We start from the raw sequence: 24667 nt of genomic DNA, 5'->3' as shown, positions 1-24667 counted from the left end.
CGCACCAGTCGAGCGCCGAGATACGGCGTCACAACTCGGCGACATTGGGTATCTGGTCCTGGACCACGAAGCTCGCGCGGGTATGGACAGGCGCGCCCGGACGACGGATGTAGGGCACGACGCGGAAGTCGTTGCGCCACAATTGATGGTCCAGCTCGACGCGCACATATCCCCGCTGAGCGTTGAAGAATTTCATGTCGGGATTGGCCGCCAGCAGGCGGCGCCCCGTGTCATTCATGTCGGCGCCGTCGCCACCTGAGGTGATCGACGTGCCCGAGAATTCCGACGCGACGACAGGTGATTCCGGGTCGGCATAGTCCCGGCGCAGGTCGGCCACGATGTTCTGGTGACGATCGCCGGTGATCACTACGAGATTGCGTACTCCGCGATCCGCTGCGCCGCCGAGAACGGCGTTGCGATCGGCGACGTAGCCGTCCCACGAGTCGGTGGAGAGCACCGCGTCCGAGCCGGGGTCGTTGTCGGTTTCACCCATCGCCACCTGGTTACCGATGATCTGCCAACGCGCCGGTGACCCGGTGAATCCGTCGAGCAGCCAGTCCCGTTGCTGCGCACCCAGTATTGTGCGGTCGGTGTCGAGCCGGTCGGTGCAATTCGCGGTCACGTTGCCTCCGCACGCCTGCCGGTCCCGGTATTGCCGGGTATCGAGCATCGTGATCTGCGCGAGATCGCCGAAGCGGTAGCGGCGGTGTAGCCGCATCCCCGGCCCGGAGGGTCGCTGAGCGAGCCGCAGCGGCTGGTGCTCGTAGAACGCCTGGAAGGCGGCGGCCCGACGCCGACGGAACAGTGCGGAGATTCGATAGATGTCTATACCCAGTCCCGGCGACTCCGCGGCCCAGTTGTTGTCGACCTCGTGATCGTCCATGGTCACGATCCAGGGGAACGCAGCATGTGCGTCGCGCAATGGCTGCTCGGCTTTGTACTGTGCGTAGCGCAGCCGGTAGCCGGGCAGATCGACGGCTTCATCGCGGTCGACTCCCATCGACATGCCCTCGCGGCCGCGCCTCCACCCGCGTTCGTAGATGTAGTCGCCCAGGTGGACCACCACATCGAGGTCTTCGTCGCTCAGGTGCTCGTATGCGGTGTAGAAGCCGGAACTCCACGACTGACACGAGGCGAACGCGAACCGCATCCGCGCGGTGGGCTGTCCCGAAGCCGGGGCCGTGCGGGTCCGGCCGACCGGGGAGATCGCCGAGCCGGCACGGAATCGGTAGAAGTACCAGCGGGAGGGCTCCAAGCCGTGGATCTCCGGATGCACGCTATGGGCGAGTTCACGCGTCGCAACAGCCGTCCCGCGCGTCACCGGGTGCCGGAAGTTCTCGTCGTGCGCGACCTCGTATTCGACGGTCACCGGATCCCAACCCATGCCACCGCGACCACCCGGGGCAAGGGGATCGGGTGCCAAGCGTGTCCACAGGACGACACCGTCCTCTGTCGGATCTCCCGATGCCACGCCGAGTCCGAAGGGGTCATCGCCTCGCCACCGCGGCGCAGGTAACCGCTCGCTGCTCACCGCTGACGTGCCCACCAGCACCGCAGCCGATCCGGCCATACCTACTCGCAGCAACTGCCGACGGGAGAGGCGCATACACCACGGTATATCCGGCGGGGGCGCGGTCGGGCCCCGATCAGTCACCCGGCCTGCGCCCGCCGATATCGCTACGCTGACACGGTCGGTGCAGTAGACCTTGGGAGGAAGCGGTGGTAGCCGTACAGATACAGGTGGGTGATCTGGTGCAGGCATCCGGTCACGCAGGACCGTGGCTGGTGGTGGAAATCAGTAAGGGTCTCGCGTCACTGCAGCATCCCGACGGCCACCGCCTGTCGGTCAGAACGACGGCGCTGTCGGTGGTGCACAAGGCAACCAGCCCGGCCGGCGAGGTGAAGGCCGGTGACGGTGAACGGACCGCAGCTCCCGCCGACGGCGAATCGGCGGGAGACGCACCCACACTCTTCGACTAGGCGCCGCCGGAACCCGGCGGCGCCTGATCGACCGAGGTCGGGCCACGTACCACCGGACTAGACGTTGGCGGTGCGCACGATCCGCCGACGCATCGCTTCCAACCCCACGACGATCGCGGCCGCGACCACGACGTGCATCAGTGAGAGTGAGATGGTGCTGGCGGCGTCGAAATCGGCCTGGATGGTCAGGATGATCGTCGCGAGCGCGAGAACGACCCCGATCACCTCTGCGGGACGGATGATAGCCGGCAATTTCACGGAGATGAGCGCGGCGAGTGTCATTCCGATGAGAAGGGGAACGACCGTCATGACGACGACGCCGCCGGGTGCTGCACTGGTGGTCTTCCCCGCATCCGTCATCTCGAACGACGCACCTGCGGGAAGTGCGAGCAACCACAGCACCAGGTTGGGGACGAGTGCGATCACGGCGGTCCAGAGCACGGCGGCGGGACGGCTCAGTTCGAGGGTGAGCGGATTGAACTTCGTGGCGGCGCTCGTTGCGGTGGCCGTGGTTTCGGTGCTCGACATGTTCGTTCTCCTTCGGTGAGATGCTGACTGACCTTGCTGACATGATCTTGCAACCTCAACCTTTGTCGAGGTCAAGGCGTGGGCGCCATGGTTCTTCCGTCGAATCTGAAAGGTAGACCCGAGCGCAGCAGAAAACTCATCGGCGGCGGCGCGCGCACCCTGCCGCTGGGGGATGATGGCGGACATGAATGCCGGTTCCTCGTCCTCCGCGCAGCCCCCTCGGCGCCGCAACCCTCTGGTAGCGCTCGCCCGTTGGCTCGGGACACAGGAGTGGGTCATGCGGCTGGCGCCGGTCATCATCTGGCTCGAATCGCATCTGCGCTCGTGGACGGGTAACCGGGTGAGCCTCATGGGCATCGCCGGATTGGAGTCGGTGCAGGTCACGGTTCCGGGACGCAAGAGCGGCACCCCTCGGACCACCGCGCTTCTGTGCATCCCGAACGGCGACGGGTACATCGTCACCGGTTCGAACTGGGGACGGCCCGAGCATCCGATGTGGTCGGCGAATCTGCGGGACGCCCAGGAAGCCCGCGTAAGGGCGGGGTCGCACGAGCGCCGGATGAGCGTCCGGATGGTGACGGGCGAGGAACGCGAGCAGCTGTGGACGTTCGTCACCGAGTACTGGCCGGGTTACCTCATGGAACACGCGCGGTCGGGCGGACGCGAGTTCCGGATTTTCCTCCTCCAACCACTCTGACCCCAACCCTCCCGGTAGTTTCGCTGACTACGACGCGCGATATTGACATTGACGTCAACATCAATCGATACTGTGATCGTGACCACAAGCCAGGCGCAGGAGCGGGCTCGCACTGCGCGGAAGAACAACGACGGACCGCGGCGGCGGGAGCTCATCCGCGCGGCGGGCGCGTGCTTCGCTGAACTCGGCTACGACCGCACCACCGTCGAGGTGATCACCAGTCGCGCCGATGTCTCCCGGGCGACGTTCTACGCGTACTTCTCGTCGAGGGACGAAATGTTCCATGCGGTGGCCGACGAGGTGTGTGAGGAGTTCCTCGAATCGCAGCACGTGGAAGGCCCCGCCAGCGAGGATCTGCGTGAAGTCCTGCGCACCACAACCAAGGCCTTCGTCGAGGCGGTGTACGCCAACGGACGTGTCCTCGAGCTGATCGAGCACCGCGCGCGTCTCGATCCGGAGGTCGGCCGAACATGGTCTGCCGTCCAGACGCGGCTGATTCGTCGGTACACCCGCTTCATCGAGCGGATCAACGAGAGCTGCGACGTAGTCCCGTGCGCGTCACCGGCCCGGATCGCGCAGACACTGGCCGACGCCCAACTTGCCGGTGCCGCCCGGCTCGTCGACGCCACGCCCCGGGAGCGGCGTCGCCACACCTCCGACGTGACCGCCATCTCCGAAAGACTCATCGGCTTCATCTGAGCCGGAAACATCCGCACAGAATCGGGAGTTCGGTATGCCACCTCCACCTTCGAGTGACCATGCGGTGCAGGAAGCCGCCCTCGCCGACCTTCGCGCAATCCAGGATGCCGCCTGGCCACCGCAGGTACCGAAAACCGTCGATTATCCAATCGAGGATCGAACGGTCGTCGGCTACCTACGCCATTGGGCGACGCGGCGTCCGGACACCGCCGCAATCGATTTCTACGGACGCCGAATCACATACGCGGAGTTCGACGACCTGTCCGATCGGTTCGCTGGATGGCTGCTCGAACAAGGGGCCACGGCCGGTGACCGCGTCGGCGTGCACCTCGCGAACTGCCCGCAGTTTCACATCGCAATGCTCGGCATACTCAAGATCGGTGGAGTTCATGTGCCGATCAACCCACTCTTCCGCGAACACGAACTGATCTACGAACTCAACGACGCCGGGGTCGAGATCCTGTTGACCCAAGACGCTTTCGCGCCCATGGTCGAGTCGGTCCGGCGCGACACTCCCTTGCGCCACGTTGCAGTGACATCTCTGTCCGACCTGCTGCCGCCCGTCCCGAGCGTTCCTCCCCCCTTTCCTGTCGCCGACCCCGCGACCACCGATTGGGCCGAGATTATGGAGTCGCCCCGCGCGGAACCGGTTGCGACCGACCCCGACGCCCTCGCGGTGTTGAACTACACCGGGGGCACCACCGGAATGCCCAAGGGCTGTGAGCACACTCAGTGGCACATGGTCTACACCGCGGCTACCGCGACCGTGGCAGGCGGACGACGAGTCGGTGAGACACCACCGGTCGTTCTAGGTTTCCTTCCCATCTTCTGGATTGCGGGAGAAGATTTCGGAATTCTGTACCCGCTGCTCAACGGCGGCACCGTCGTCCTCCTCACCCGTTGGGATCCCGAGGCCGCGGTGACGCTGATCGAACGATGCCGAGTGACCTCGATGGTCGGGACGGTCGACAATTATGTGGAATTGATGGATCTTTCCGGATTCGCCGACCGCGATCTATCGACACTCGACAACGCCATGGCGGTGTCGTTCGTGTTGAAACTCGATCCGGCGATTCGTGCCCGGTGGCGCGACGCCACCGGACAGGTGTTGCGAGAAGCCAGTTACGGGATGACCGAAACCCACACCGCCGACACCATCACTCTCGGCTTCCACACCGGCGACTTCGACCTTCTCAGTGAACCGGTGTTCTGCGGGCTCCCCGTACCCGGCACGGACATACTCGTCGTCGACGAGGCAGGCGTACCGGTTCCGATGGGCGAATCTGGTGAGATCATCGTGCGCAGCCCATCGCTGCTGACCGGTTACTACGGGAAGCCCGAGGCCACGGCTGAGGCACTGCGCGGCGGATGGTTGTGGACCGGTGACATCGGCAAACTCGACGACAGGGGTGCTCTGCACTTTCTGGCCCGCAACAAGGAAATGATCAAGACCAACGGTATGAGCGTGTTTCCCTCGGAGGTAGAGGCACTTCTCCTGCTGCACCCCGCCATTCAGTGCGCTGCCGTGGTGCCCAAACCCGACTCGGCGAGAGGTCAGGTTCCTTTCGCTTTCGTCCAACTACTGCCTGATCACAACGTGTCGAGTGACGAACTGCGAGAGTGGGCAGCCCAGAACATGGCCGGCTACAAGGTGCCCACCGTCGAAGTCCTCGACACTCTGCCCATGACGGCGACAGGAAAGGTCCGTAAGGCCGACCTGTTCACCCTTGCCGAGGAGTACAAGTGACACTGCTGGTCGCCAACCGTGGCGAGATCGCGCTGCGCATCATCCGCTCCGCCGCCGAGATGTCGGTCGAGACGGTGGCCGTCTACGCAGAGGACGATGCGGACTGTCCTCACGTGCGGGCCGCGACCGAGGCGGCGGCGCTGAGCGGATCGGGCCCGGCCGCCTACCTCGACCACGCGGCACTTCTCGCAGTTGCGGAGAAATTCGGTGCCACCGTGATTCATCCGGGGTACGGGTTTCTGAGCGAGAACGCAGAATTCGCCCGCAAGTGCGCACAGGTCGGCGTGAACTTCGTGGGCCCGAGCCCAGACCTGCTCGACGTCTTCGGGAACAAGTCGGCAGCCCGGGATGCAGCCGTCGCAGCGAAGGTGCCGGTGTTGCCGGCAACCAACGGCGCCACCGATCTCGACGGCGTCCGCGCCTTCTTCGCGAGCCGGCCACAGGGCATCATGATCAAGGCACTTGCCGGTGGCGGTGGCCGCGGAATACGCGCCGTGCACAGCGCCGACCACGTCGACGACGCCTACCGGCTCTGCGCGTCCGAAGCCCAGCTCGGCTTCGGCAATCCCGCCGTATTCGCGGAAGCACTGCTGACGGGCGCGCGGCACATCGAGGTTCAGGTGGTGGCGGCGCCGTCGTCCGAGGGCGTGCGCGCGCTGGCACTCGGCGATCGTGACTGCAGCGTCCAGCGTCGACATCAGAAGTTGATAGAGATCGCGCCGGCACAGGGCCTCGACCCGACGTTGCGCACCGAGCTACACGAGGCGGCCGCCCGCTTGTGCGCCAGTGTGGGGTACCGCGGACTTGCCACCGTCGAGTTCCTCGTCTCTGCCGACGGGTTCTACTTCCTGGAAGTGAACCCGCGAATCCAGGTGGAACACACCGTTACCGAAGAAGTGACCGGTGTCGACCTGGTGGCGACACAACTCGCGATCGGCGCCGGCACCGACTTCGAGTCGTTGCTCCTCCCCCACGGAATTACCGCCACCGGGCTCGACACTTCCGGTGAGCCTGCCGTATCCCGGGGTATCGCCGTGCAGGCGAGGGTCAACATGGAGACGATGCGTTCCGACGGGCAGGCCGTTCCCGCCGCCGGCACCCTCACCGTGTTCTCCCCGCCGACCGGACCCGGTGTTCGGGTCGACACCTATGGACGGCCGGGACTCTCCCCGAGTCCGCGTTACGACTCCCTCCTCGCCAAGGTGATCGTCCTCTCCCGCGGACCCGCGTTCTCTGCTGCCGTTCGGAAAGCGGAGGCGGCGCTCGCCGAGTTCGAGATCGAAGGCGTCCCCACCAACATCGCGTTCCTGCGTGCCGTCCTCACCGATCCGGATTTCGGCAGCGGGGTCGTAGGCACCGATTATCTCGGCGAGCGAATGAGCAGACTGGTCGAGGACGCGCAGGCCCAGCAGCCGCACCTTCCGTCCACCACCGTCGAATTGCGGGCCGGCGAAGAAGTGTTGCGGGCGGAGATGGCCGGAACCATCGTCGAAGTGGTCGACGAAGGCCGAAACGTCGACTCGGGCGCCGCGTTGATGGTGCTCGAGGCGATGAAGATGCAACACGCGATCGCCAGTCCCGCGGCCGCGGTGGTGGAACGACTGCTGGTCTGTTCGGGACAAACGGTGGCTACCGGGGATCCACTCGTCGTCATCCGCCGCACCGGTGCCGATTCAGCCGAGATGGCAGACATTGTCGTCGACCTGGACCGTGCACGCGAGGATCTGGCCGAGATCCGGCACCGGCACGAGGTAACCCTCGACGCCGCCCGTCCCGCCGCCATGGCCAAGCGGACGAAGCTCGGTCGCCGCAGCGCCCGGGCGAACATCGAGGACCTCGTCGACCCCGGCAGTTTCGTCGAATACGGTCCCCTCGTCCTCGCGGCGCAGCGCAGCCGTCGCTCCGAACAGGACCTGATCGACAACACTCCGGCAGACGGCCTGGTCGCGGGACTCGCGACCATCAACGGTGACGTGTTCAGCGCGGCCGCTTCCGAGGCGGTGGTGCTGTCGTACGACTACACCGTCCTCGCCGGAACGCAGGGGATGCGCAACCATGCGAAGACCGACCGGGTGATCGGATTAGCTGCCCGCAAACAGATTCCGTTGGTTCTGTTCGCCGAGGGCGGCGGTGGCCGGCCAGGCGATACCGACGCCGGTACCGCGGCCGGGCTCGACCTCGACACGTTCCGGTCGCTCGCGGCCCTGAACGGGAAGGTGCCGCTGATCTCGATAGTGTCGGGCCGGTGCTTCGCGGGCAATGCCGCGCTGGCCGGGGTCTGCGACGTCCTCATCGCCACCCCCGACGCAAATATCGGCATGGGTGGACCCGCCATGGTGGAGGGCGGCGGGCTGGGTGTGTACCGGCCGGAGGACATCGGACCCGTCGAGGTGCAACGACGCAACGGGGTGATCGACCTCCTTGCCCGGGACGAGGCTCACGCGGTGGAGCTGGCCAAACGGTATCTGTCGTATTTCCAGGGCCCCCTTGCACAGTGGTCCGCCCCGGACGAACGGATTGCCCGGCACGTCGTTCCCGAGAACCGGTTGCGCGCCTATGACGTTCGCACTGCCGTCGACGCGATCGCGGACGTCGACTCGGTACTCGAACTGCGACCCGACTACGGGGTCGGCATCGTGACGGCACTGATGCGGGTCGAAGGACACCCCTACGGAGTGGTCGCCAACAGTAGTCATCACCTGGGCGGCGCCATCGACGCCGTCGCGGCCGACAAGATGGCCGACTTCCTGCGACTGTGCGAGTCGTTCGGTCTTCCGGTGGTTTCTCTCTGCGACACACCGGGATTCATGGTGGGACCGGATTCGGAGAAGGAGGCAACCGTACGCCGGTTCGGCGCACTGTTCATCGCGGGCGCGCGGATGACCGTGCCTTACGGCACGATCATCCTGCGCAAGGGCTACGGCCTCGGAGCGATGGCCATGGCGGGCGGATCGTTCCACGCCTCACAGTTCACGGTCGCCTGGCCGACCGGCGAAATCGGGGCTATGGGATTGGAAGGTGCCGTCCGACTCGGATTCCGGAAGGAACTCGACGCGATCGACGATCCGGCCCAGCGCGACGCGGCGTTCGCTCAGCTGGTCGAGGCGGCGTACCAGCAGGGCAAGGCACTGAACGCGGCCACGATCTTCGAACTCGACGACGTGATCGACCCCGCCCAGTCCCGCGCCTGGATCGTGCGCCTCCGCCGCCCGTGAGTACTTGTTAACCGCCCAATGTTAATAAGTACTCACGGGGGCGACGCCCACGACGGCACGGCCCGAGTAGGACCCGACGCGCACCTGGTCGATCACCGACACCACCTCGGTGATCGGGACGTCGTGGGTGATCGAGTCGAGGTGCGTCGGCGCCAGATCGGTGGCGAGACGTTTCCACAGGCGACGGCGCTGCGCGATCGGGTACTGCACCGAATCGATACCGAGCAGGCTGACCCCGCGGAGGATGAACGGCAGCACCGTGGTGTCGAGGCCGGAGCCGCCGGTGAGTCCGCTGGCCGCCACCGAGCCGCCGTACTCGATGGTGCTGAGCACGTGTGCGAGGGTTGCACCGCCGACGCAATCGACCGCGGCCGCCCACTGCGCCTTGCCGAGCGGACGAGGCTTGGTGTCGGGTTCGGGTAGCCGTCCGATCACCTTGCTCGCACCCAGGCCGGTCAGCAGCTCGGCCTTCTCGGGTTTCCCGCTCGATGCCACCACCTCGAAGCCAGCAGCGGCGAGAAGATCGACGGCAACCGTGCCCACACCGCCGCTCGCGCCAGTGACCAGCACCGGACCGTCGCCCGGTTCGAGTCCGCGGGACAGCAACGCCTCGACGCTCATCGCGGCCGTGAAACCGGCTGTTCCGATCGCTGCCGCGGTCCGAGTCGACATGCCGTCCAGACGCACCACCCAGTCGGCCGGGACCCGGGCGAACTGCGCGTACCCGCCGTGGCGGGCGGTACCGATGTCGTACCCGTGCGCGACTACCTTGTCGCCGACCGCGAACTCCGACGACTCCGACTCGACGACGGTGCCGGCGAGGTCGATGCCGGGCACGATCGGGTATGCGCGTACCACTCCGCCTTTCGGGGTGAGCGCAAGAGCATCCTTGAAGTTCACGCTGGAGTACTCGACCTGAATGGTGACCTCACCCGGCGGGAGAAATGACTCGTCGACCGTGTCGGGGGCGAGTTCGATCGTGCCCTCGTTCTCGCGAGCGATCCAGGCGGTGAAGTCCTTCATCAGTTGATCTCCTGACCTCGAGAATGGTGACGGTTCACTCACGGTACAGAAGCGACAGCGATCGGTCGGCGTCCAACAGCGCCTCGCGGTCGAACGTCGATGTGGACGCGAGAAGCTCATCCGCGCCGGTGCGGGCGAACAGGGAGTCGAGCTGCTCCCGCACCTCGTCCGCCGTTCCGTGGATCGACGACTCGATCGACGCGTCGATCTGCTCACGCATCCGCTGTGTCCACGGCCGATCGCGCAGGACCGAGACCGATTCGAGCGCCGGAAACTCGCCCGTCCGGCCCGACGACGCCAGCGCCCACGCCTCCGGCAGCAGGAGTTCGCGCGCCGCATCGGTGCTGTCCGCGATCATCACTTCGAGCGAGATCACCACGTAGGGCTCTCGGTTCCCCGGTGAGGGTACGAATTCGTCGCGGTAGCGATCGAGCTCTTGAATCCTGCCCTCGGTAGCGCCCAGTATCGGTCCGCCTACCACTACGGGCAGTCCGGCGCGCGCGGCGAAGTCGAGCCCCCGCCGGGTGGCGAGCACGAACATCGGGGGTGCCGCCTCCACCCGGGGTCGTGCGGTGACCGGCGCCGCCCCCTCCAGATACCGCCGCAGCTCGTCGAGGTCGTCCGCGAACGTATCGGGTGCAGTGCGGTCGCGGCGCAGAGCGTCACGGACAGGTCTGGTGAATCCCAGTGACCGCCCCACTCCCAGATCGATCCGCCGCGGGTACAGGGCTTCGAGCATCAGGAATTGTTCCGCCACCACGAGCGGCTGATGATTGGGCAGCATCACGCCACCCGATCCCAGCCGAATGCGGTCGGTGCGGGCTCCGATTGCGGCGAGGAGTACCGGCGGGGACCCACTCGCGATCCCCGGGACCCCGTGATGCTCCGCCACCCAGAACCGGTGGAATCCGAGCTGCTCGGCGTGGACCGCCCTGTCGATCGTCCCCGTCAGCGCAGCGGCATCGGGCACGCCGGCACGCGTGCGGGATCGGTCCAGGATCGACAGCTTCACCCTCGACGCAACCGTCGCTCCGACCCAACTATTTCCCGTAGCTACACCGCGGACACTTGCGAAGACCGGCTGTCGCGCATGTTTCGGGACGTGAGGACGCCGACGAGCAGCACGACTCCCGCAGCCGCGATGAACCAGCCGGTGCGGTGCAGTCCGTCGTCACCGATGATGTGTCCGGCGGTGGCCTGGAGCACCACGGCCGACAGATTCGCACCGATGTATTGGACGGTGCGGTACATCCCGATCGCCGTGCCCACCTCTTCGACCGACGTCACCGAGCTGATCAGATTCTGGTTGCCGATGTTGTTGAAGCCATTCGGTATTCCGAGTACGGCGGCGACGAGCAGCAGCACCACGATCGGTGCGGTACTTCTCTCGACCGAGGCGAGGAGCAGGCCACCCACTAGCAGCGCACAGGTGCCGACGGCGAGTGTCCGCCGGGCGCCGTGCCGCCGGTAGATTCTCGACGCGAGCATCGTCGAGCCGATGCCGACCACTGCGACGGGCAGCATTGTCAGGCCCGCCTCGGTGGCACTCATGCCGCGTGAATATTGCAGCCACTGTGGCACTCCGAAGAACACACAGTAGAACGCTGTATAGGTCAGCAGAGTGCGCGCAAGGGTCGCGCCGAGTGCGCGGTTACGGGTGAGCGCCCGGACGTCGATGAACGGTTCCGTCGCCCGCCTTTCCCACTGGACGAATGCGGCGAGCGCGAGCGCCCACACCGGCAGCAGCCACCAGAGCGGTTCCGACGTCGACGACAGCAGGAACAGCATCGTCGAAGACACCAGTACCAGGAACAACAGCACCCCGGCGAGGTCGAGTGAGTGCAGCAACTGCCGGTGACCGACCGACGAACCGCCGACGAATCCGACGTCGGCGAACCGCACAACGGCCAGGGCACTGAAGGCGATGATCGGGAGATTGATCCACATGATCGCCTGCCACCCGAAGGCCCCGACGAGCAGACCACCCAGCGTCGGTCCCAGGGCGACGACCGCCTGACTACAGATGGCGAGTGTCGTGATCGCGGTACGCGGCTGCGCGTTGTACTTCTCCGCGTAACCCCGGATCATCGTCATGGCATTGGGATACTGTGTAGCAGTTCCAATTCCGACCAGGATTCGTGAGAAGATCAGCCAGCCGACCGACGGCGCCAGCAACCCCGCGATCGACCCCAACGCCACCAGCGCCAGACCGCCCAGATACACCCGCCGAGCGCCGAGCAGCGAACCGAGCTTGCCCGCCATCGGGGCAGTCACAGCGGTCGCGATGTAGAGGGCGGAGATCACCCAGGCAATTCCGGATGAGGGGCCGAACTGTGCGGCGATACCGACGATCGCGATGGCGATCATCGACGAGTTCAGGGGCTGAAGAATACTGCCGGTTGCGACCGAACCGCTGACCCGGAACGGTACCCGGCGGGCGTCCTGTGTCGGAGTGGTGTCGGTGACCGTCACGGAGTCATCAGTGACTCCTCACGCGAACCCGACCCGGCAGAGTCGGCAAGACGCCCCCGATCCGGAACGTCGGCAAGACGCCTCAACAAGCGGCCGGCGATGAAGAGTAAGTCACGTTCGGCGTCCGTGCAGGTGTCAGCCAACGCCGCCGACAACCATTCACTGCGTTGTGCCCGGTCGGCGGCCAGCATCCGATGCCCGGACTCGGTGATGGCGATGAGACTGGCGCGCGCGTCCTGCGGGTCCACCGTCCGCGAAACCATGCCCGAATCTTCGAGCATGGTGACCGTGCGGGCGATGGACTGGGGCGTCACCTGCTCGAGGTGGGCGAGCGCCTTGGCGCTCATCGGTCCTTCTCGATCGAGGTGGGCGAGCGCCTGGAGTTGCGTGGGCGTAAGCAGGTGGCCTGCCCTTTTGGTGCGGATGCGCCTCGTGAACAGCACTATGTCTTCGCGGAGCTGATCTACTCGCTCGTCCATTGCGGCCTCCCTGTCTTCGTTGCCATTAGCCAGTCTAGCTGTCTAATGAACTCCCAACCAGGTGAGCTTTGTCTCGATCAATCGAAGCGATATGGGACAGTTAGACAGCAAACCTGGATAATTCAGGCCGTTACCGGCATGCGCCCGGTCCACCGCTTCAAGGCCACTCGCCACCCGTCGGACGCACTGTCGCCCGCCCACGCGATGTACCCGTCGGGCCGCACGAGCAACGCGGGTCCGTCGCCGAGCCGGGTCACGGCGTGAACCCCGGAAGGCACAGCCACGTCCCGCTCGGTTATCAGGACGAAACCGCCGGAGCGCAGTACCTCGTGCAACCTGCCGGCGACAGTCGGAATGTCCTCGGCCCGCCTGCCCACCAGTACGCTGTCGCCGGTTCGGTGCCCGTACCGGATCCCGATACCCGAAAACGTCTTGGCGACAGCACCACCGGTCGGCGGAAATCGCAGAAGAGTCGCGACCACCACGTTCCGGAGCTTCCGCAGCACCCACGGCCGTAGCGTCATCATTCGCATCGTGGTGCCGCTGGTCCGGAGAACCATCCTTCCTACCGGATGCCGTTCGGCGTGGTAGGTGTCGAGCACGGAGTCGTCCGCCCCGCCGAGCACCGCCGCGAGCTTCCATCCGAGGTTGGCGGCGTCCTGGATGCCGGTGTTCATCCCCTGCCCACCGGCAGGCGAGTGCACGTGCGCGGCGTCGCCGGCAAGGAACACCCGCCCCGTCCGGTACTGCGGGACCTGCCGTTCGTCGCCGTGGAACCGTGACTGCCATCGCACCGCGCCGAGGCCGTAGTCCGTACCCATGGCGCTCTCGATGACGTCGCGCAATTCGGCCCGTTCCACCGGAGCACTGTCGTCTACCTGATGCCGCCGGTTCCAGGCGATCACGCGGAAGAGGTTGTCGCCGTATGGTGCGAGGAAGGCGAATCCGTCGCGCACCGCGTTGACGGTCACGATGCTGTCGGGCGGATTCCGGAGTTCGACGTCGGCGAGCATGATCGAACGGAGCACCGCTTTTCCGGGAAACGACTGACCGATCATCTGGCGCACCGCACTGTGTGCGCCGTCGGCCCCCACCGCGTACGCCGCGCGAAACGCGTGTTCCTCTCCCGACGTGTCCCGCCCGCGCACTGTGACACCGTCGCCGTCCTGCTGCACCCCGGTCACGGTGATGCCGCGGATGATCTCGGCGCCCTGTTCACGAGCGTGCCGCTCGAGGAGGGAATCGACATTTCGCTGCGGGGTGATCAGCACGAACGGGAATCGTGACGAAAGGCCGGCGAGATTCAATTCCGCACCTCGCCACAGCTTCAACCCCGGAGACGGCGCGCCCGAGGCGACCAGCTCATCGGCGAGTCCACGTGCGTCCAGCAACTCCAGGGTGCGGGCATGAACACCGAACGCCCGACTGAGCGGTGAGGGTGCGTCCCGCTTGTCCAGAACGATGACCGATCTACCTGCGGCAGCCAATTCCCCGGCAAGCATGCAGCCGGTGGGTCCTGCGCCGATCACCACGACGTCGGTGTTTTTCATGACGGTCCTCCGATCAAGGCTCCGAGTCAACGCCTGTTGACTTCTACGGTAGGCGCCTTCGATCGCCAAGTCAACAACTGTTGACTACACTTGCGGAATGCCCGAACGACGTACCCGCTCCGCTGTCGCCACCCGCGCCGCGATCCTCGATGCCGCCCGCGCCCGGTTCGGCGCCGAAGGCTACGACCGCACGACGATGCGGGCTGTCGCATCGGATGTCGGCGTCGATCCCGCCCTCGTGATTCGCTATTTCACCAACAAGGAATCGCTGTTCGCGGAGGCGGCCGAGTTCGAACTCCACCTTCCCGACCTCCACGACGTTCCGGTCGACTCGCTCGCCACCGTGCTGATGCCGCGATTCTTCGCCGTGTGGGAGAACGACGGCGCCTTTCTCCCACTGCTACGGGCGGCGTCCACCAGCGCTCGGGCCGCCGAGGCGATGCTCCAAGTGTTCGCCCGGCAGGTGGCCCCGGCACTTGCGGCGGTCGCGGTGGATCGGGCGGCGGAACGCGCGGCCCTGGTGGGATCGCAGATCCTCGGACTTGCGTTCGCGCGCTACATTCTTCGCGTACCGCCGCTGGCCGAGATGACGCACGAGCAGTTGGCGCGGTGGGTCGGGCCAGTCCTCGAGCACTACTTGACCGCCCCGCATCTGCGAGACTGAGGACGAATGAGGGTCCCGCGGACGCAGCGACAGGCGGGCAACGCAACCGACGAGGAGGCGCTCGTGAGGTCACCGTCCGCGGAATGTGTCCAGCAGCTGAAAGCGATTGTGCCCGATCGGGTACATCTCCCGGATTCGACCTCCTACCGAAATGCGCTCGGAAAAGTCTTCTTTCCCGACGCCGCGAGACGGCATCCAGCCTGTGTGGTGCAGCCGGTTTCCGCTGCGGAGGTCGCGACGGTCATGGCCATCGCGCACCGAACGGGTGGTGCGATCACCGTGCGGGGCGGCGGCCTCAGTTCCAACTGCGTTGCAGACGGTGCCGTCATGCTCGACCTCTCCGCACACCTTCATACCGCCCGCCTCGAGGGTGATCGCGTCGTGGTCGCGGGCGGCGCCACCATGGGAACGATGCTGGACGCCCTCGCGCCCGCCCACCGCGTGGTGCCGGTCGGCATCGTCCGGCACGCCGGCTTCGGGCTCGCCACTCGTGGTGGCTTCGGCTACCTCACCCGCAGCTTGGGCCTGACGCTCGATCATCTCGTCGAGGTCGAACTCGTCCTCCCCTCCGGTGAGATTCTTCACCTGTCCGAGGCCAGTACCGGCGACGAGGCCGATCTGTGGTGGGCGGTGCGAGGATGTGCGCCCTGCTTCGGCGTCGTCACCTCAGCGGTGTTGCGCACCCACCGGGCGGGCCCGGTATGGGTCGACCGGATGATGCTCGGACTCGACGCCCTCGCCAAGTACTTCCGTGTGGCACCGGAGCTTCCGCGCGACACGACGATGGGCGCCGTCCTCGGTTACAGCGACGAATCACCCGACGAGCCGGTCTTGTTCGTCTACACCGCCTGCGCGAGCCGGGACGAGACCACCATCGCCCGCGCCCGCACCTCGGCGTCCGGCGTGGCCGCGGCGTCGAAGAACGTGCTCTACCGCTCGGAGATGTCCGGTCGATACCTCGACGGTTTACCCGAGTTCACCCCGCCCGGTCGCAGCGGACGAGACCCCGAACCGATCCGTCTGCCGGTACCGGGCGAGCCGCGCGGATCCTTCTTCGGCAAAGCGGTTTTCACCGGTCCGACCCTCGATTCCGACATCGCCGAGGCGCTGGCCGCTCAGATCCGCGGTGCTCCGACCCGTCAGTGCCGAATCGACTTCCAACACAGCGGCGGTGCCCTCGCCGACGTGGACGACACCGACACCGCGTTCTGGGGCCGCACCGGTGAATGGAACGTCCCCCTCAACGCGGTCTGGTCCGACCCGTACGACGGCGCCGCCTGCCTGGCGTGGGCGGGCGGTGCACTCGACGCCCTCGCACCGCACACGATCGGCGTCTACAGCGTGGAAGTGCGGCCGGGTTTCCCCGAGACCGGCGTCGAGATCAGCGCGGCCTACGGAGGCAACCTCCGGCGGCTCCGGACGTTGCGACAAACCCACGACCCGCGTGGAGTGCTGGCGCACTATCCGCTCTGAGCTTTGAAACTGCTGCGAGGCTCTGGAAGTGCTACGAGCGGGTGCACCTGCCGGATGCATCAACCGCAGTCATCGACGGCGGCCATCCCGCGGCACAGGATTGACAGACGGACTCGGCATCAGCCGCCCTATTCCCGATCCCTGGCGTCGGTGAGCGCACGGGTGATGCTCAGGGCGGTGGTATGCACAGCGGGACCGACGCGCCGGATATCGACCTTGCCGATCCATCCGGACGCGGAAACGGCGGCCACCGGCGGTCCGTCGTCAATGCGGATGATGCTCGCGACACAGGCCACGCCCGGTGCCGACTCCTCGTGCTCGTAGGCGATGCCGCTCGAGGCTATGCGGCGCAACTGCCGCACAAGCGGGCCGGGCGCGGTGATGGTGCGTGGACCCACCCGGACCAGACCGGCCGCGAGCACCTCGGCGAGCACCTGCGGCGGTGATCCCGAAAGCAGCGCCTTGCCCACCCCCGTGGCGTGCGCGGGTAGACGGCTACCCACGCCGGACGGCAGCCACGGTGCGTCCCGTCCCGGCAGTATCTCGACGTAGACCACCTCGGTGCCGTCGAGGATCGCCAGATGCACGGTCTGCCGCGTCGCCTCCCGCAGATCGGCGAGGAACGGGAGCGCCACCTCGCGGACCGACCGGCGACGTGAGGCCCGTTCGCCCAGCTCGAACAGCCGCAGACCGAGCCCCACCTTGGCACCCCGACGTTCGAGAAACCCGACGCCCTCCATCTCCTTCACCAGCCGCGACACCGTCGCCTTCGGTATCCCGGTCCGCCGGGTCAGTTCGTTCACACCCAGCGCGGTGTCAGTGGGGCCGAATGCGGCGAACAGATCCGACATCCGCCGGACCACCGACGTCGGCTCGCCACCGGGCGACGAAGTGTTCCGTTCTTCGGGACTCATTCGTTGAGTATCACCATCCGGCCCGGCACAGTACAAGCCACACGCGCCGTCCGAATCCCACGAGCGAAAGCAATCGGAGGACACTGATGTCAGCTATCACGCCCACCACTCAACGAAGTTCGTCGATCCTGGACGCGGCCGCCCGCCTTGCGGGCGCAACCGCCCGCCCGTGCGCACCCGTGCGGGACCTACTCGGAGTCACCGATATCGACGCCGCCTACGCGGTCCAGCAGCGGCTGACCGACGACCGGGTAGCCGCCGGCGGCACCATCACCGGCCGGAAGATCGGCCTCACCTCCCCCGCTGTGCAACAACAACTAGGTGTGAATCAACCCGATTTCGGTGTGCTGTTCGCCGACATGGACGTCACCGGCCTACCCGAGGTACCGAGTAGCCGGTTGCTGCAACCGAAAGCCGAGGCCGAGATCGCGTTCGAACTCGGCGCCGACCTCGTCGACGGCGACCTCGACATCACCCAGGTCCGGGCCGCCGTTGCCCGCGCCGCAGCAGCGTTGGAGATCGTCGACTCCCGCATCGCCGACTGGGACATCACCATCACCGACACCGTCGCCGACAACGGCTCCTCCGGACTCTACGTCCTCGGCGAGAAATGGCTCACACTGGACGAATTCGAGCCCCGCGAGGTATCCATGCGCCTGTTCTCCGGAGAGGAATTGGTGTCCGAGGGCACCGGCGCCGCCTGCCTCGGTGACCCCCTCGAAGCCCTCGCCTGGCTCGCCCGCACGGCCCGCGACTACGGCCAGCCCCTGCGCGCCGGACAGGTCATCCTCTCCGGGGCCCTCGGCCCCATGGTCCCCACCCCGCCGGGTACCACCATCCGCGCCGAACTGACCAGCCTCGGCACCGTGACCGCCACATTCTCGAAGGACCACTCATGACTGACACCCCCAAAATCAAGGTCGCGATCATCGGATCCGGCAATATCGGCACCGACCTGATGATCAAGGTGATCCGCAACTCCGACACCCTCGAAATGGGCGCCATGGTCGGCATCGACCCGGCTTCCGACGGACTCGCCCGCGCCGCCCGACTGAAGGTGCCCACCACCGCCGACGGCGTCGACGGCCTGATCGCCCTCGACAACTTCGCCGACATCGCCATCGTTTTCGACGCCACCTCTGCCAAGGCCCATCAGGCCAACGCCGCCGCCCTCGCCCCTTACGGGAAGAAGCTCGTCGACCTCACCCCCGCCGCGATCGGCCCGTTCGTCGTTCCCCCGGTCAACCTGGAAGAGCACCTCGACTCCGGCGTCGACAACGTCAACATGGTCACCTGCGGCGGACAGGCCACCATCCCGATGGTCGCCGCCATCTCCGCGGTCACCCGCGTCGCCTACGCCGAGATCGTCGCGTCAATCGCCTCCAAATCCGCCGGCCCCGGCACCCGCGCGAACATCGACGAATTCACCGAAACCACCTCCCACGCCATCGAACAGGTCGGCGGTGCCGCCCGCGGCAAGGCCGTGATAATCCTCAACCCCGCCGAACCGCCCCTGCTGATGCGCGACACCGTCTTCGCCCTGATCGGCGATGCCGATCACGATGCGATACGCGCGTCTGTCGCGGAGATGGCCGCCCGGGTCGCCGAGTACGTCCCCGGCTACCGGCTCAAGCAGGACGTCCAGTTCACCCCGATCCCCGAGGGCGAACCCGTGCATACCCTGCTGCGCGAAGGCGGCGGTCCGGTCACCACCAAGGTGTCGATCTTCCTCGAGGTCGAGGGCGCCGCCCACTACCTGCCCGCCTACGCCGGCAACCTCGACATCATGACCTCCGCGGCCCTGCGCACCGCCGAGTCCATCGCCCGACGCATTCAGAACACCATCCCCGCGGAGGCCCACTCGTGACCACCCCCCAGCTCTACATCCAGGACGTCACACTCCGCGACGGCATGCACGCCGTCCGGCACCGCATCACCCCCGACGACGTCGGCCGCATCGTCGCCGCCCTCGACGCCGCCGGTGTCGACGCGATCGAGGTAGCCCACGGCGACGGTCTCGCCGGTGGCTCCCTCAACTACGGGCCCGGCTCGAACACCGACTGGGAATGGATCGAGGCCGCCGCCGACAACCTGACCCACGCCACCCTGACCACGCTGCTGCTACCCGGCATCGGCACCATCGCCGAACTCGAACACGCCTACCAGCTCGGGGTGCGCTCCATCCGCATCGCCACGCACTGCACCGAGGCAGATGTGTCCGCCCAGCACATCGCCAAAGCCCGCGAGCTCGGCATGGACGTCTCCGGATTCTTGATGATGAGTCACATGAGCTCCGCCGACGACCTCGCCAAACAGGCGAAGCTGATGGAATCGTATGGGGCGCAGTGCGTCTACGTCACCGACTCCGGAGGTCGGCTCACCATGGACGGTGTCCGTGAACGGGTCCGCGCCTACCGGAACATCCTCGACCCCGGCACCCAGATCGGTATCCACGCCCACGAGAACCTCTCGCTGTCCGTGGCCAACAGCGTCGTCGCCGTCGAAGAAGGTGTCACCCGCGTCGACGCATCCCTCGCCGGGCACGGCGCGGGCGCCGGCAACTGCCCACTCGAGGCATTCATCGCCGTCGCCAACCTCCAGAGGTGGAGTCACAACTGCGACCTGTTCGCCCTCCAAGACGCCGCCGACGACCTGGTTCGCCCCCTCCAGGACCGGCCCGTGCGCGTGGACCGAGAAACCCTCACCCTGGGCTACGCCGGCGTCTACTCCAGCTTCCTCCGCCACGCCGAAACCGCCGCGAAGCAATACGGCGTCGACGTGCGCACCATCCTCCTCGAAGTCGGCAAACGCGGACTCGTCGGCGGACAGGAAGACATGATCACCGACATCGCCCTCGATATGACGCCCCTATAGGGCGGGTTCGTCACTCCGAGGTCCGGCGTCGAGCCAGCCCAGGCTTTAGTCGCCGATCCGCGCCCCCGTTTCCGGGTGGAAGAGATGCACCGCTCCGTCGCGTTTGCGCAGGGACACCGTGTCGGCGAGCCGCGCGGGGGTGCGGGTCAGTGACCGCGCGGTCAGTTGCGTGCCGTCGCCGGCGATGTGGGTGTGGACGTAGGATTCACTCCCCAGTTCCTCGACCAGGTCCACGATCACCTCGATGCCGCCGTCTCCGGTCGAGAGTTCCAACTGCTCGGGACGGACACCGACCGTGACGGTGTCCAGCCCGGCGGAGTGCAGCGCCGAGAGCTGGTCGCGTTCGAGAGCGAGCGTCGAATTTCCCAGGCGCACTCCGTCGCTGACGATGGGCATGGTCATGAGGTTCATGGCCGGTGACCCGATGAAGCCGGCGACGAAGGCGTTGTTCGGCCGGTCGTAGAGCTCGGTCGGCGCCGAGAACTGCTGCAGCTTACCGTTCTTCAGGACTGCAACCCGGTCACCCATCGTCATGGCCTCGACCTGGTCGTGGGTGACATAGACGGTGGTGGTGCCGAGCCTGCGCTGCAATGCCGCGATCTGGGTACGCGTCTGGACGCGCAGTTTGGCGTCGAGGTTGGACAGTGGTTCGTCCATGCAGAACACCTGTGGTTCACGTACGATCGCGCGTCCCATCGCGACGCGCTGCCGCTGGCCGCCGGACAGCTTGCCCGGTTTACGATCGAGGTATTCGGTGAGATCGAGAACCTTGGCCGCCTCGGCCACCTTCCGCTTGCGTTCCTCGAGTCCGATCCCGCGCATCTTCAGCGCGAATCCCATGTTCTCGCCCACCGTCTTGTTCGGGTAGAGGGCGTAGTTCTGGAATACCATCGCGATGTCGCGGTCCTTCGACGGCACACCCACCATGTCCTTGCCGTTGATGGTGATGGTGCCCTCGTCGATGTCCTCGAGGCCGGCGAGCATGCGTAGTGCCGTGCTCTTGCCGGAACCGGACGGTCCGACGAGGACGATGAACTCGCCGTCTTCGATCTCGAGGTCGAGCGAATCGACCGCCAGCGTGTCAGCGTTCTCGTAGATGCAGGATGCGCCCTTGTACGCGATGTCAGCCATGATTGCTCCTCTTGTGAGTACCGAAGTCGGGGGAAGTGATTGTCGGGGTGATCATTTGATGGCACCGAAGGACAGGCCGCGCACCAGCTTGTTCTGCGCCACCCAGCCGGCCAGGATGACCGGGAGCGCCGCCAGCGTCGCCGCTGCAGACAGCCGGGCCCAGTACAGTCCCTCACCGGTGATGAATCCGACGAGGAACACCGGAATGGTCTGCGCCTGAACGGCGGTGAGGTTGACCGCGAAGAAGAACTCATTCCACGAGAAGATCACACAGATCAACGCGGTGGCCGCAATGCCGGGAGACACGAGCGGAAGAATTACCTCACGCACCGACGTCCACAGGCTCGCACCGTCCATACTCGCCGCCTCGAGCAGTTCGCCCGGGACCTCGAGGAAGAACGAGCGCATCATCCACACCGCGATGGGCAGGTTCATCGCCGTGTACAGGATGACCAGCGCCCAGATGTTGTCGAGCAGACCGATGTCGTTGACGATCACATACAGCGGGATGATCGCGGCCACGATCGGCAACATTTTCGTGCTGATGAAGAAGAACAGGGCGTCCTTCGTCTTACGTACCGGCCGCAGCGACAGCGCGAACGCCGCCGGCACACCGAGCACCAGCACGAGGATCGTCGACATGGCGGTCGCGAACGCCGAATTGAGCAGTGCGATACCGATTCCGCTCTCGAGCACTGCCGTGAACTGGTCCAGGGTAGGCGTAAAGAACAGCTTCGGCGGTGTCGTGTAGGCGTCACCCTCCTGCTTGAACGCGGTGAGCACCATCCAGGCCACCGGGAAGAAGAAGCCGAGGGCCACGACCCACGCCACCACGCTCCACGGGCTGAACTTGCGGTGCTTACGCGCCCGCTTCGTCTCCGGGACGGCGGGAGTCGATTCCACCGGCGCCGCCGCAGTGTCGGTACTCATTACGCTGCCTCCTCGTTACCGGTAAAGCTCTTGAAGATCAGGCGCAACGCCAGAGTCGCGACGACGATGGTCGCGATCACGACGATGACGCCCATCGCGGCGGCCTGCCCGATGTCGAATCCGAGGAACGCGCGCTGATAGATGTAGAAGGGGAGGTTGGCACTGGCCGTGCCGGGCCCGCCCTGGGTCATCATGTAGATGGCGTCGAACGTGTTGATCAGGTAGATCGCACCCAGCACCGCACCCAGTTCGATGAACCGGCGCAGATGCGGCAGGGTCAGTTCGCGGAACATCGCGAACGGCTTGGCGCCGTCCACCCGCGCCGCCTCCAGAATGTCGCGCGGCATGGACTGCAGACCGGCCAGGATCAGCAGCATCATGAAGGGCGTCCACTGCCAGATCAGGTTCACCATGACCGCGGGGAGCGGGAACCTGCTGACCCAGTCGACCTGTCCCACCCCGAACGGGGAGAGGACGAAGTTGACGATGCCGAACACGGGGTCGAACATCGTGGTTTTCCACAGCAGCGCACCGGCAACAGGCGTCACCAGGAACGGGGTGATCAGGAGGGTACGCACGATGCCCCGGCCGAGGAAGGCGCGGTCGAGTAGCAGCGCGAGCAGCAGTCCGAGCACCACCGAGATCAGCACGGTTCCGACGATCAGGATGACGGTGTTGACCGCAACTTCACGGAACTGGCTGTCCTTGAACACGTCCACGTAATTCTGCAGTCCGACGAAGGCCTGGGACCCCGGACGCACGAGGTTCCAGGACTGCGTCGAGTAGTACAGCGTGAACAGGAACGGAATCTGGGTCACCACGATCATGAAGATCAGGGCGGGCAGCAACGGTCCTCGGCGACGCCATCCCTCGGCGCGGGAGACGCTGTTGTCCTTGGCCTCCCGCAGTTCTCGCACCCGGTCAGCGGTGGTATCCGCGGCCGGCTTCTCCGCGATGGTGGTCACTGTTCCTCCCGATATGTCGCGCCGACGACCTCGGCGTACTGCTGTGCCTGGGCGAGCGCCTCGGGCACGGTCTGCTGGCCCGCGATGGCCGCGCTGATCTGCTGGCTGACGCGGGTTCCGAGATCCTGAAACTCCGGGATCGCCAGGAACTGCACCCCGGTGTAGGGAACCGGTTGCACAGTGGGCGCCTCCGGTGTCGCGTTCTCGATCGCCTCGAGCGTCAGCGAACCGTAGGCCGCCGAGGCCTCCTTGTACTCGGGAATCTCATAGGTCGACAGCCGGCTGCCCGGGGGCACCCGCTCCCAGCCCAGATCCTCACCGACCGTACGTATGTATTCTTTGTCGGTCATCCACGAGATGAATTTCCACGCCGCATCGGGATTGTCGCTGCTCTCGGGTATTCCGAGTGACCAGCTGTACAGCCAGCCGGAGTTGTCCTTCACCTCGATCGGCGCGGGTGCGTACCCGATCTTGCCGACGACGGCGCTCGACGACGGATCCTCCAGGGTGGACACGGCGGACGTCGAGTCGTACCACATCGCCACCTGCCCCTGAGCCAGCTGTGTGGCGCACTCACCGAAACCGCTCGTCGCGGCACCTGGCTCGCCGTACTCGCGCACCAGGTCGACGTAGAACTGCACAGCGCGTTCCACCTCCGGACTGGTGAGCTGCGCATTCCAGTCCTCGTCGAACCAGCGGCCACCGAACGTGTTGATGACGGTATCGAGCGGTGCGAGCAATTCACCCCAGCCCGGCTTGCCACGGAGGCAGATGCCGGCCATGTCCTCGGAGTCGAGTTGCTGGGCGGCTGCGGCGACCTCGGTCCACGTCGGCTTCTCCGACAGGGTGATCCCGGCCTGCTCGAACAGGTCCTTGCGGTACATCAGGAACGAGGACTCGCCGTAGAACGGCACCGAGTACATGTTCCCCTCGTAGGACAGCGACTCGCGCAGGGTGGGGATGAAGTCGGCCTCGTCGTACCCCTCGGTCGCCTGGGCGTACTCCGACAGATTCTTCAACCAGCCGTACTTGGCCCATTGCGGAGTCTCGTAATTGCTGATCATCACGACGTCGAACTCGCCGCCACCGGTTGCGGTGGATGCGGTGATCTTTGCGCGCGCCTGATTCTCCGACAGCGTGACGAACTTCAGGTCGATGTCGGGGTTCTCTTCCTCGAACTGCGACGCGAGCTTCTGGGCATCTTGCATTTGCGAATTGGAGACCATCGCAATGGTGATGGTCTGTTCCGACGCGCCCAGCGATCCGGCGCCCGCGCAACCACTGAGCGTGAGGCAGAGCGCTCCCGCGCCCGCCACTAGCATCGTG

The 24667-nt window shown here is 66.1% G+C and carries 22 protein-coding genes; 10 read left to right on the top strand and 12 right to left on the bottom strand.

The features are described 5' to 3' along the window. Positions 1-28: 28 nt before the first annotated feature. Positions 29-1606, bottom strand: a complete 1578-nt coding sequence (locus L1080_RS28840) for an alkaline phosphatase D family protein (RefSeq protein ID WP_250767540.1) — start codon at positions 1604-1606, stop codon at positions 29-31. A gap of 113 nt (positions 1607-1719) precedes the next feature. On the opposite strand from L1080_RS28840, the gene L1080_RS28835 reads away from it, so the two are divergent. Then, positions 1720-1980: a hypothetical protein gene (locus L1080_RS28835; RefSeq protein ID WP_159923238.1), complete on the top strand. Its 261-nt coding sequence runs from the start codon at positions 1720-1722 to the stop codon at positions 1978-1980. A 57-nt stretch (positions 1981-2037) separates the two neighbouring features. Here the strand turns inward: L1080_RS28835 and L1080_RS28830 are convergent, their stop codons facing one another. Beyond that, positions 2038-2508 carry a DUF6069 family protein gene (locus tag L1080_RS28830; RefSeq protein ID WP_109334055.1) on the bottom strand — a complete coding sequence of 157 codons (471 nt, stop codon included), beginning with the start codon at positions 2506-2508 and terminating at the stop codon, positions 2038-2040. Positions 2509-2692: 184 nt separating this feature from the next. On the opposite strand from L1080_RS28830, the gene L1080_RS28825 reads away from it, so the two are divergent. The 4 genes from L1080_RS28825 (at position 2693) to L1080_RS28810 (ending at position 8866) form a co-directional block, all read left to right on the top strand. Beyond that, positions 2693-3205 (top strand): nitroreductase family deazaflavin-dependent oxidoreductase, encoded by a 513-nt coding sequence (locus L1080_RS28825; protein WP_159923236.1) that lies wholly within the window; start codon positions 2693-2695, stop codon positions 3203-3205. A gap of 72 nt (positions 3206-3277) precedes the next feature. Then, the gene (locus L1080_RS28820) at positions 3278-3904 is read left to right on the top strand and encodes a TetR/AcrR family transcriptional regulator (protein ID WP_250767537.1); all 627 of its coding nucleotides are present in this window, start codon (positions 3278-3280) and stop codon (positions 3902-3904) included. A 34-nt stretch (positions 3905-3938) separates the two neighbouring features. Beyond that, a complete protein-coding gene (locus L1080_RS28815) occupies positions 3939-5651 on the top strand; it encodes an AMP-binding protein (RefSeq protein WP_250767534.1) in 1713 nt (570 codons plus the stop codon). Next, entirely contained in the window at positions 5648-8866 is a 3219-nt protein-coding gene (locus L1080_RS28810; RefSeq protein ID WP_250767518.1) for an acetyl-CoA carboxylase family protein, read from the top strand. The genes L1080_RS28815 and L1080_RS28810 overlap by 4 nt, the downstream gene beginning before the upstream one ends. 21 nt (positions 8867-8887) lie before the next feature. On the opposite strand, the gene L1080_RS28805 is transcribed toward L1080_RS28810, so the two are convergent. From L1080_RS28805 to L1080_RS28785, 5 genes are all read right to left on the bottom strand, one after another. After that, on the bottom strand, positions 8888-9889 hold the full coding sequence (locus L1080_RS28805; RefSeq protein ID WP_250767516.1) for an MDR family oxidoreductase: 1002 nt from the start codon (positions 9887-9889) through the stop codon (positions 8888-8890). A 34-nt stretch (positions 9890-9923) separates the two neighbouring features. Continuing rightward, positions 9924-10901 (bottom strand): LLM class flavin-dependent oxidoreductase, encoded by a 978-nt coding sequence (locus L1080_RS28800; protein WP_250767513.1) that lies wholly within the window; start codon positions 10899-10901, stop codon positions 9924-9926. Between the two features lie 41 nt (positions 10902-10942). Further along, positions 10943-12361 (bottom strand): MFS transporter, encoded by a 1419-nt coding sequence (locus tag L1080_RS28795; protein WP_250767509.1) that lies wholly within the window; start codon positions 12359-12361, stop codon positions 10943-10945. Next, positions 12358-12840 carry a MarR family winged helix-turn-helix transcriptional regulator gene (locus tag L1080_RS28790; protein ID WP_250767506.1) on the bottom strand — a complete coding sequence of 161 codons (483 nt, stop codon included), beginning with the start codon at positions 12838-12840 and terminating at the stop codon, positions 12358-12360. The genes L1080_RS28795 and L1080_RS28790 overlap by 4 nt, the downstream gene beginning before the upstream one ends. A gap of 122 nt (positions 12841-12962) precedes the next feature. Next, complete coding sequence (locus L1080_RS28785; RefSeq protein ID WP_250767503.1) at positions 12963-14390, bottom strand: FAD-dependent oxidoreductase; 1428 nt, start codon at positions 14388-14390, stop codon at positions 12963-12965. Between the two features lie 97 nt (positions 14391-14487). Here L1080_RS28785 and L1080_RS28780 point away from each other — a divergent pair, with 97 nt between their 5' ends. Next, the gene (locus tag L1080_RS28780) at positions 14488-15054 is read left to right on the top strand and encodes a TetR/AcrR family transcriptional regulator (protein ID WP_159923218.1); all 567 of its coding nucleotides are present in this window, start codon (positions 14488-14490) and stop codon (positions 15052-15054) included. A 63-nt stretch (positions 15055-15117) separates the two neighbouring features. Continuing rightward, the gene (locus L1080_RS28775) at positions 15118-16527 is read left to right on the top strand and encodes an FAD-binding oxidoreductase (protein WP_308202109.1); all 1410 of its coding nucleotides are present in this window, start codon (positions 15118-15120) and stop codon (positions 16525-16527) included. Between the two features lie 128 nt (positions 16528-16655). Here L1080_RS28775 and L1080_RS28770 read toward each other — a convergent pair whose 3' ends face one another. Then, positions 16656-17441 (bottom strand): IclR family transcriptional regulator, encoded by a 786-nt coding sequence (locus L1080_RS28770; protein ID WP_159923215.1) that lies wholly within the window; start codon positions 17439-17441, stop codon positions 16656-16658. 86 nt (positions 17442-17527) lie between these two features. On the opposite strand from L1080_RS28770, the gene L1080_RS28765 reads away from it, so the two are divergent. The 3 genes from L1080_RS28765 to dmpG are packed head-to-tail and all read left to right on the top strand — an operon-like array spanning position 17528 to position 20315. Continuing rightward, positions 17528-18340 (top strand): 2-keto-4-pentenoate hydratase, encoded by an 813-nt coding sequence (locus L1080_RS28765; RefSeq protein ID WP_250767485.1) that lies wholly within the window; start codon positions 17528-17530, stop codon positions 18338-18340. Beyond that, positions 18337-19308, top strand: a complete 972-nt coding sequence (locus tag L1080_RS28760) for an acetaldehyde dehydrogenase (acetylating) (protein WP_250767472.1) — start codon at positions 18337-18339, stop codon at positions 19306-19308. The genes L1080_RS28765 and L1080_RS28760 overlap by 4 nt, the downstream gene beginning before the upstream one ends. Further along, positions 19305-20315 (top strand): 4-hydroxy-2-oxovalerate aldolase, encoded by a 1011-nt coding sequence (gene dmpG / locus L1080_RS28755; RefSeq protein ID WP_308202108.1) that lies wholly within the window; start codon positions 19305-19307, stop codon positions 20313-20315. Before L1080_RS28760 ends, dmpG begins: the two co-directional genes overlap by 4 nt. 45 nt (positions 20316-20360) lie before the next feature. Here dmpG and L1080_RS28750 read toward each other — a convergent pair whose 3' ends face one another. The 4 genes from L1080_RS28750 to L1080_RS28735 are packed head-to-tail and all read right to left on the bottom strand — an operon-like array spanning position 20361 to position 24663. Next, on the bottom strand, positions 20361-21446 hold the full coding sequence (locus L1080_RS28750; protein WP_250767469.1) for an ABC transporter ATP-binding protein: 1086 nt from the start codon (positions 21444-21446) through the stop codon (positions 20361-20363). A 51-nt stretch (positions 21447-21497) separates the two neighbouring features. Next, positions 21498-22376: a carbohydrate ABC transporter permease gene (locus L1080_RS28745; protein ID WP_250767466.1), complete on the bottom strand. Its 879-nt coding sequence runs from the start codon at positions 22374-22376 to the stop codon at positions 21498-21500. After that, positions 22376-23341: a carbohydrate ABC transporter permease gene (locus L1080_RS28740; RefSeq protein WP_250767463.1), complete on the bottom strand. Its 966-nt coding sequence runs from the start codon at positions 23339-23341 to the stop codon at positions 22376-22378. The genes L1080_RS28745 and L1080_RS28740 overlap by 1 nt, the downstream gene beginning before the upstream one ends. Continuing rightward, positions 23338-24663 carry an ABC transporter substrate-binding protein gene (locus L1080_RS28735; RefSeq protein ID WP_250767872.1) on the bottom strand — a complete coding sequence of 442 codons (1326 nt, stop codon included), beginning with the start codon at positions 24661-24663 and terminating at the stop codon, positions 23338-23340. Before L1080_RS28735 ends, L1080_RS28740 begins: the two co-directional genes overlap by 4 nt. Between the last annotated feature and the right edge of the window lie 4 nt (positions 24664-24667).

The sequence above is a fragment of the Rhodococcus sp. MSC1_016 genome (genome assembly GCF_023667485.2).
Taxonomy (GTDB): Bacteria; Actinomycetota; Actinomycetes; order Mycobacteriales; family Mycobacteriaceae; genus Rhodococcus_F; species Rhodococcus_F oxybenzonivorans.
This window is presented reverse-complemented; position numbering and strand designations above follow the sequence as displayed.